This window comes from Candidatus Rokuibacteriota bacterium, from assembly GCA_016188005.1.
GTDB lineage: Bacteria > Methylomirabilota > Methylomirabilia > Rokubacteriales > CSP1-6 > UBA12499.
Genome location: JACPIQ010000107.1, coordinates 20,043 through 27,971, shown reverse-complemented (window position 1 = coordinate 27,971; position 7,929 = coordinate 20,043). Strand labels below are relative to the sequence as shown.

At 71.3% G+C, this 7,929-nt stretch carries 5 protein-coding genes; 1 reads left to right on the top strand and 4 read right to left on the bottom strand.

Going from position 1 to position 7,929, the window contains the following annotated elements; all coding sequences use genetic code 11:
• A partial coding sequence (locus HYV93_21080; GenBank protein ID MBI2528463.1) for a transglycosylase domain-containing protein occupies positions 1–1,191 on the bottom strand: 1,191 nt, incomplete at its 3' end.
• A 282-nt stretch (positions 1,192–1,473) separates the two neighbouring features.
• On the opposite strand from HYV93_21080, the gene HYV93_21075 reads away from it, so the two are divergent.
• Positions 1,474–2,160 (top strand): hypothetical protein, encoded by a 687-nt coding sequence (locus HYV93_21075; protein MBI2528462.1) that lies wholly within the window; start codon positions 1,474–1,476, stop codon positions 2,158–2,160.
• Positions 2,161–2,186: 26 nt separating this feature from the next.
• On the opposite strand, the gene gatA is transcribed toward HYV93_21075, so the two are convergent.
• The 3 genes from gatA to HYV93_21060 all read right to left on the bottom strand — a co-directional run bounded on the left by gatA (position 2,187) and on the right by HYV93_21060 (position 7,920).
• Positions 2,187–3,590, bottom strand: coding sequence for an Asp-tRNA(Asn)/Glu-tRNA(Gln) amidotransferase subunit GatA (gene gatA / locus HYV93_21070; protein ID MBI2528461.1), 1,404 nt, complete (start codon positions 3,588–3,590; stop codon positions 2,187–2,189).
• The gene (locus tag HYV93_21065) at positions 3,587–3,769 is read right to left on the bottom strand and encodes a hypothetical protein (GenBank protein MBI2528460.1); all 183 of its coding nucleotides are present in this window, start codon (positions 3,767–3,769) and stop codon (positions 3,587–3,589) included. The genes gatA and HYV93_21065 overlap by 4 nt, the downstream gene beginning before the upstream one ends.
• Positions 3,770–3,912: 143 nt before the next feature.
• On the bottom strand, positions 3,913–7,920 hold the full coding sequence (locus tag HYV93_21060; GenBank protein MBI2528459.1) for a UvrD-helicase domain-containing protein: 4,008 nt from the start codon (positions 7,918–7,920) through the stop codon (positions 3,913–3,915).
• Positions 7,921–7,929: the final 9 nt, after the last annotated feature.

Sequence of the window (7,929 nt, the reverse complement as noted above, 5' to 3'; positions counted from 1 at the left end):
GCGCCGGAGCCGGGCGTAGCGGCTCTCGAGCTGGTCGAGGCCGGCGGCGACCGCGTTCTCGGCGAAGCGTTGCAGCGTGAGGTCGAGCGTGGTGACGATGCGCGCCCCCGGGCCGAAGCGCTCTTCCATCTCCTGGCGGACATGGTCGGTGAAGTAAGGCGCCGCCTGGCCGGGCCGCGGGCGGGCGAGCGCGCGCACCGGCTCCTTGCGTGCGCGTTCGTAGGCCGGCCCGTCCAGCATCTCGAGCTCGCGCATCCGCGCCAGGACGACGTCCCGCCGCTGGTGCGCGCGCTCGGGATTGAGCACCGGCGAATACGTATTGGGCGCGCGCACCATACCCGCGAGGAGCGCGGCCTCGCCCGGCGTGAGCTGGTGGACCTCTTTCGCGTAGTAGGCGCGGCTTGCCGCACCCATGCCGCGGATGGCGAGCGGGCCGCGCTGGCCGAGGTACACCTCGTTCAGGTAGGCCTCGAGGATCTGCGTCTTCGAGTAGCGCCACTCGACGAGGGTGGCGAGCCACGCCTCGCGCACCTTGCGCGCCATCGTTCGCTGCGGCGTCAGCAAGCGGTTCTTGACGAGCTGCTGGGTGATCGTGCTCCCGCCCTCGGCCACCTTGCCGGCGCGGGTATTGACCCACACCGCCCGCGCGAGGCTCCTCAGGTCGAGCGCCCCGTGCGCGAAGAACCGGTGGTCCTCGATGGCGAGCAGCGCGTCAACCAGGGTCTTGGACGTGTCGGCAAGCTTGATCGGCCGATAGTCCTCCCCCGGCTGATCGGCACCGCCCGTCAGCACCTCGCCCTCGAGCGCCACCTCCTCGTCCTTTCCATCCCGCGTCACGCGCGCGATGCGCTCGCCGCGCACCTCGAGCCGCACGCGCGACCGCTCCTCGCGAAGGAAGATGTCCCAGCCGCCGCCCGCGCGGCGGTACTGCCCGGGCGCGGTCGGCGCCGTCTTCGTCTCGGTGTACCCGAGGCGGGCGAGGGTTCCTGGCAGATCGATGGCCCGAACGCTCGTCCCGGGTGCCAGGGCCTGCCCGGCAGCGTGGATGAACACGGCGCGCCGGGTCTCGGCGCGCTCGAACCGCGCGAGCTCGACCGTCGAGTAGGCGACGAGCGCCAGCACGGAGAGCAGCAGGGCTCCCGCGAGTCCGAGGCCAACAATCGGGGGCTTCCGCAGGAGGAGCGCGCGCATCGGTCGCAGGGAGACTCAAGCCTCGTGCCAGCCGAGCTGGTGATGCGTCACGCGAGGCGCCACTTCAAACGGTTGATTTTCCGCTGGTGCTCCGGTGATCTCGGTCTGGTTGGGCTCGGATGGCCTTCCCGGCCGGACGCCGTTCGATAGTTCTTACATTGGCCAGGTAGTTTGTACACGTCAACGCGGCACGGGGAACAACCCCATGTGCTGGAACCCTCCGGCCGGACTGGCTCGCGCAAGCCTCTTGACGGCCACGCGGGGCCCCGCTAGGGTCGGGCCATGGCCCTCCGCGGCGGCGCCGTGCTGGCCCTCTGGAACGACATCGCGCCAGGCGGAGAGGCCGAGTTCGACCACTGGCACACACGCGAGCACGTGCCGGAGCGTGTCGGCATCCCGGGTTTCCTGCGCGGGCGGCGGTACGAGGCCCTGGCGGGCGGCCCGCGGTACTTCACGCTCTACGAGACCGAGAGCGTGGCCACGCTCGCCGGCTCCGCCTACATCGAGCGACTGGACCACCCGACCGCCTGGACGCGCCGTGCCCTCCCCCTGTTCAGAAACACGCGGCGAACGGCCTGCCGGGTCACGCTGAGCCTCGGTGAAGGGATCGGCGGCGCGCTGCAAACCCTGGAGCTGGGGCCGGCGCGCGGCCGCGACGAGGAGCTGCGGGGGTGGCTCACCGCAACGGCCCTGCCCACGGTGTCAGAACGCCCCGGTCTGGTGGGCGTCCACCTCTGCGAAGCCGACGTGGCGGCCACCACCGCGAAGGGGAAGACCGACGAGGCCAGGCTCGGCCACCGACCGGACGAGATGGCCCGCTGGGTGATCCTCGTGGAGGGGCTCCACCAGGCCACGCTGGAGGGTGCCTGCCGTGACTTCCTCGGCGCCGAGACCCTCATCCGCCACGGCGCGGCGCCCGACTTCGCCGCAGCGGTGTACCGCCTGACCTACAGTCTGTCAGACCGCTGACAACAGCCTGAGGGGCCGGGCGGGGGTCAGTCGAGCGTGGGGCGGTGTCTCCACCAGCCGGCGGCCTGCTCGTAGGCGTGGCCCAGCCTGAGCACCGTCGCCTCGTCGAAGGGGCGCCCCACGATCTGGAAGGCCAGCGGCAGGCCCGCCGTCGAGAGGCCGCAGGGGACCGACAGCGCCGGCAGCCCCAGGCCGTTCCAGGGCCGGGTCAGCCGCGAGAACTCCCTCATGCGCGCCGTCACGTCCCCGGTGGTGCCCGCCTTCACATCCGCCAGAGCCGGTGCGGGCTCCGGGATCACGGGCGCCGCGAGCGCGTCCACCTCCGTGAACACCTCGCGGATGAATTCGCGGGCCAGTCGCGCGCGGAGGCGCAGGGCCTGGAGGTAGTCGTGGGCCGGGATGCGCACGCCCAGCTCGAGCCGGGCGCGCACCGCCGGCTGGAGGTCCTGCGGCCGCTCCCGCAGCAGGCGCCAGTGGATCGTGGCGCCCTCGGCGCGCGCGATGATGTTGGCCACGTCCGTGACCAGCTGCGGGTCCGGCACGCGGATCTCCGACACCTGCGCGCCAAGTCCCTGGAGCACGCCCACCGCGCGGCGCACGCCGGCCTCCATCTCGGGGTGGAGCCCGCGGAAGTAGTAGTTCTCCGGGACGCCGACGCGAAGCCCGGCAACGGGCTCGGTCAGGGCCTGCCCGTAGTCGGCCACGGCGCGGCGGCTCGACGTCACATCCTGCGGGTCGGGTCCCGCGATGACCCCGAGCAGGAGCGCCGCGTCGCGCACCGTCGGCGCCATGGGGCCCACGTGGTCCATGGACCAGGACAGCGGCATCACCCCCGCGCGGCTCACGCGGCCATAGGTCGGCTTGAGCCCGGCGATGCCGCAGCACCCCGCCGGCAGCCGGATGGACCCGCCCGTGTCCGTGCCGAGAGCGCCCAGCGCCAGGCCGGCGGCCACCGCCGCGCCCGAGCCGCTCGACGAGCCGCCCGAGCAGTGCCCGGGGCGCCACGGGTTCTGGACGTCGCCGTGGTGGGCGTTGTCACCGAAGGGTCCCATGGCCAGCTCCGCCATGTTGAGCTTGCCGAGCGTCACGGCCCCCGCCGCGGCCAGGCGGCGGACGGCAGTGCACTCATGCTCGGCGAAGAAGTACTGCGGCGTCTTCGTCCCGCAGGAGGAGGGCAGGCCGCGGACATGGCAGAGGTCCTTGAAGGCCAGCGGCACCCCGTGAAGCGGGCCGCGCCAGCGCCCCGCGGTGGCGTCCGCCTCGAGGGCCCGCGCCCGCTCCAGGGCGCCCTCGTGATCCACCGTGATGAAGGCGCGGAGCCGCCCGTCGAGCCGCGCGATGCGGTCGAGGCACCCGCGCGTCGCCTCCACGGGGGAGAGCCGCCCGGCGCGGATCTCGCCGGCCAGCGAGGACAGCGTCCCGTCGGTCACGGCGCCGCAGCCTCGGAGGCGGTGGCCGGCCCCGGCGCCCCGGATTCCGGCGGGGCGCCGGCCTCGAGGGCTGCCGCGAAGCCGGCTGGCTCCTCGCCGAGCGCGAGATCCCCTTCCGCCCGCTCGATCGCCGCCGCCAGGCCGGCGAGGTCCACCGCGGGCGGGTCAGGCGCCGTCATGCCGCACCCCGCGCGCGCCCCGCCACCCCGTCGAGGATCTCGATGCCGTTGGCTCTGAGCTTCATCGTCCCTGCCCCCTCTCGGCGTCCGGCGTTCGATCCGCGACCATCCGGAGCAGTCAGCTCAACGTCGCTCGAGGTCCGTCACTCGCGCGTGGCGGTGCTGGGGCAGATCTGATTGTACGCGCAGTAGCGGCAGACCTGGTAGCCAGGGGTCGGGTCGAACCGGCGCGCGCGGATGCCGGCGGCCGCCGCCTCGATCGCCGCCCGCGCCACGGCCAGGTCCCTGGCCGTCGGCGCGTGCCGGCCCGCGAGGCCTGACTCCAGGAAGCGCAGCTCCACCCGCACGGGCAGCCGGCCGGTCATGACCTGCTGGGCCAGCGCGTAGATCTTGAGCTGGAGGCTCTCGCGCGCGCGTTTGTCGGCTGCCTTCTGCTCGGTCACGTCGCTGGACTTGTAGTCCACGATCACCGTGCCCTCGGGGGTCTCGTCCACCCGGTCGAAGCGCCCGCGCACGCGGTCGGCCCCGAGGCTGAACCCGAACTCGCGCTCCACCTCCGTGGGCTTCTCGCCCGAGGCTTCCTCCTCGTGGTAGAAGCGCGTGAGCGCCTCCGCGCCCGCGCGCTTGCGCTGTTCCTCGTGCTCGCGCGTGAGGAACCCCTCGTTCCGCCAGGCATCGTCGAAGGCCCGGAGGAAGTCCGCCAGCGAGGTGAAGTTGCCCGCCGCCCGCCGGCGGAGGTAGAACTCCACGGCCGTGTGGAGCGCGCTGCCGTAGACGATCGCGTGGTGCTGGCGCAGCGGGATCCGCAGCACGTGGATGAAGTGGTACTTGAGCGGGCAGGTCTGGTAGTCGTCCACCTGCTTGTGGCTCACCACCAGCGCCTGGTCCGCCGGGATCGGCGCCAGGCCCGGCGACAGGGGCGCGGGGGGCGGCGCATGCCGCCCCAGCTCCTCCATGGCACGGGCCTTGAACGGCCGCGTGGCGTCCTTGGGGAGATCCAGCGCCTCCAGCACGAACTGGCTCACCTTCCACTTCCGGCGCCCCCCCATGTCCTCGGCGCTGGTGAGGTAGAGGGCTTCCTTGGCGCGGGTCATCCCGACGTAGAAGAGCCGCCGCTCCTCCTGGAGGTGAAAGTCCCCCTGGGGCAGGGTGTCCCTGATGAGGGGCGCCGGCATCTCGATGGGCTCGCTCCGCCGGGTGGAGGGGAACTTGTTCTGGACGCAGTTGACGAGGAAGACCACGGGCCACTCGAGCCCCTTGGCCTTGTGGACGGTCAGCACGTGGACCGCGGGCGTGTCCGTGTCGGCCTCGGCCACCGCCGGGTCGTCGCCCGCGTCGATGAGCGCGTCCAGGTGGTTGACGAACTCGCGCACGTTGTCGTACTTGAGCACGCGCGAGGCGTCCCGGACCCGGTTGAAGAACTTGCTCACGTTCTGCACCTCCTGCTCCAGCTCGGCCGGCGCCTTCGCGTACCGGGTCATCTCGCCGGAGTCCAGGAGGAACTGGTAGAGGAGCTCTCCCGTCGGGCTCTCCCGCGCCAGCTCCATGTACCGCCCGAGATCGGCCATCAAGCGCCGGATGACCGCCGCGCCCTCCTCGCTCACCTGCACCTCCACGGGGACCTCGCGCAGCACCTCGAAGAGCCAGCGATGTTTCCGATCGGCGTAGGTGCTGCACTTCGTCAGATCCACGATCGGCACCTGGTAGATGGCGGAGGAGGCGAGGTAATGGAGGCTCACCGAGTCGTCGGGATGGGCGACGGCCCGGAGAAAGGCAATCAGGAGCCGGATCTCCGGGCGGCCGTAGAGCCCGGCATTGCCGGAGAACGTCCAGGGGATGCCGCGCATGTTGAGCGCGCGCAGGAAGGGCTCGGCATCGTTGTTCGCCCGCACCAGGATGGCGCAGTCCTTGTACGGACGCCCGGCCGCGCGCTCCCGTGTGATGAGGTCCACGACGGCGTCGGCCTGCGAGGAGATCGTGTCGTAGGCGAGGTGCGCCGGGCCCTTCCCCTCCGCGGCGTCGGCCTGGAGCGCGCGCCGTAGCTTCTTCGCGATGCCGTACTTCACTTCCAGGCGATCGGGATTGTTGTGCTGGATGAGCCGGTAGGCCGCGTCCAGCACCTCCTGCGGGCAGCGGTAGTTGTCCGTGAGCACGATGTCCCGCGCGTCGGGATACTGCTCCTTGAACTCCATGACGTTGGACAGCGCGGCCCCACGCCACTTATAGATCGAATTGTGCACCACGATCCCGCTGGCTATGAAGTTGTGAGTCCGCTCCACCTCGAGGTCGAACACGGGCTCCGTTCTCCACTCCTCCGAGACCCTTACGACGCGATCGTAGACAACGCGGTTCCTGCGGACCACCGGCAGCGCATGGCCGGGCAGCACGTTGCCGGCCGGCATCACCAGCGCCGAGCGGTGCTGGATGTTCGCCGTCCCGGCATCGAAACGCACCTCCAGCACGCCCTCCGTCAGCTCGCGGAGGAACTCGGCCTTGAGCCCGATCTCGCGGATCGAGGCGCTGGTGGTGCGCACCAGCCAGCCGCGTCTCGCCTTCCGCAGCGGGACCCCGGCGGCCCGCAGGCGCTCCACGATGACTGGAGCGGAGGTCTCCAGCGCCACCCCATGGAGGATCTGGGCGGCCTTGAGGAGCCGCCCCCGCCCCTTCGGGCTGTACCGGCGATAGCACATCGTCATTATGATCTTGACCCTCGACTGCCCACCGCGATGCACCGCGCCGAGGGTGAAATGGTGGGCGTTCAGATCGACACCTAGATCGCAGGCCAGCCGGTCGGCGTTCTTTCGCGTGTCGACCTCGTGGAAGAGGCGATCGAGGTACTCTCCGACCACCACCATCCCCTTCCGCGGCTTGAACGGCAGCGTCGGGATGCCGTACTGGAGCGACCACAGGGCCTCCAGGTACCGGGCCTCGGCGTCCGTGGCGCATGCGCGCAGGCCGACGATCCGGTCGGCCGAGCGCTCGAGGCACAGCCTGACCGAGAGATCGTTGGTCACGCCGATGCGCCACCCGAGATCGCGCCGCTCCATCAAGTACACGTAGGTGAAGGTCTTCGACTTCGCCACACGCGGCACGTAGCAGAACATCTTGTGGTTGTCGGTCACCGTCACGCGGTGTCCGCCCTCGGTCTCCACGGTGAGGAAACGGGCGCGGCGCTCGCGCCGGAGCACGCGCGATACCTGCGCCGTCCCGAGGAACCCCTTCCCGACGGCGGTGAGGACCGGATCCCCGGCCTGGAGCGTCTCAATGGGGCGTGGGCCCACGGGGGTCTCCACCGGCGTTCCAGCGGGCAGACACTGATCGTCGTCAGCCACCACGGTGAGGTTCTTGTGGGCGGCGGCGAGGAGCTCCACGACCTGATTCTGCGCGTAGTTCGTGTCCTGGAACTCGTCCACCAGGATGTGGCGGAAGCGCCCCTGGTAGCGGCGGAGGACGTGCGGGCGCGTGCGGAAGAGTCGCAGCGCCTCCACGATCTGGTCGCCAAAGTCCACCTGGCCGAGGCGCGCCATCAGGATCTGGTACTGCGCGTAGACGCGCGCCAGCTCCAGGTGCTCCTCGGCCTCGAGCCGGCTCTCGTCGTCCTGCGCGGCGGCCAGCAGGGCCTCGGCGTGGGCCAGGTACTCCTCCGGGCTCACGTCCTCGTCCTTCAGCCGGCTGATCAGGCTCGTGATCGCCTGGAGGTGCCGCGTGGGGTCGCCCAGCGGCCGGTAGTGCTGGAGGGGGAACTCGAAGAGGTGATCGCGCAGGAAGATGATCTGCTCGGCCCGCGTGAGCACCCGGAAGTCGGGAGTGAGCCCCAGCTCCAGCGCGTTCTCCTTGATGAGCCGGTCGCCGAAGGCGTGGAAGGTCGAGATCTGCACGTCGGCGTAGCCATAGGGGACGAGCGCGTCCACCCGCTCCTCCATCTCGGCCGCAGCCTTGTCCGTGAAGGTGAGCGCCAGGATCTCCGAGGGGCGGGCCCGGCGGGTGGCGATGAGGTGGGCGATGCGGCGGGTGATGACCGTGGTCTTCCCCGTACCCGCGCCGGCGATGATGAGCAGCGGCCCCGCTGCGTGGGTGACGGCCCGCCGCTGCCCCTCGTTGAGGCCTTCGAGGATCCGCTCGACCCCGCGCGCGGCCTCCCCGGTGGTCACGCCGGCGTG